Source organism: Ideonella sp. P3_A4 (assembly GCF_056403075.1).
In genome coordinates, this window is sequence record NZ_JBFUGE010001253.1 from 1 (window position 1) to 766 (window position 766).

At 61.3% G+C, this 766-nt stretch carries 1 protein-coding gene; it reads left to right on the forward strand.

Annotation, left to right across the window (positions count from 1 at the left end; all coding sequences use genetic code 11):
* Positions 1-616: 616 nt before the first annotated feature.
* On the forward strand, positions 617-766 hold a 150-nt coding region (locus tag AC1DYI_RS37390), incomplete at its 3' end, for a helix-turn-helix domain-containing protein (protein WP_477209106.1).

The window sequence follows — 766 nt, forward strand, 5'->3', positions numbered from 1 at the left end:
GCGGCTTGCCGCAGGACGTCCCCTTGACGGAGGGGTTAGCCAGCAGCCCGAACATGGCCGCTGACGGAACGAGTGTGCCACCCTCAGCTTGACCAAGCCGACGTTGCGGCCGAGGCGGGTATACCGTGACCTGGTACGGGCCTGCCTCCCTGGGCAGAGACGGGTGGAGAACGTGATCGAAATTTGAACCCGTTCCACTTGGCAGAGCAGGGCGGAGAAGGCCGCCAGAATTTGAAGCCGCTCCACTTGGCACAACCGTCAACGCAGCCGACGAATTGCCGACGGTGAACGTAGGCACCCTGCTCATTGACCAATCACGAACGGCACGAAGGAGCGGCCATTGGGCTGCATGGCAACCAACGAGTGCGCAAGCGCGGAAGCCTCGGCGAGCCACGGATGGGAACGATTGAACGAGGCTACGACCAAACACGAAGAGGCCTTGCTGATGGCTAACGTTCGACGTAAGGGGCGGCTTGCGGCCTGCCGCAAGACGTCCCCTTGACGGAGGGGTTAGGCSTCGCGGGTTCAACAAGCAAGTGCAACACCTTCATGAAATGGGGTGGGGGGGTGGTGATACTGACCGCTTACTCATTCCGGCAAGAAGGGGTTAGCAGACATGGGGTATCACCAACTCACCCAGGGTGAACGATACGCGATAGCCAGGATGCACACCAGGGGTTACAGCGACCGAGAGATTGGCTACGTGCTGGATCGCTCGCCAGCGACCATAGGACGAGAGCGCAAGCGCAACGCCTGCCCGCACGAT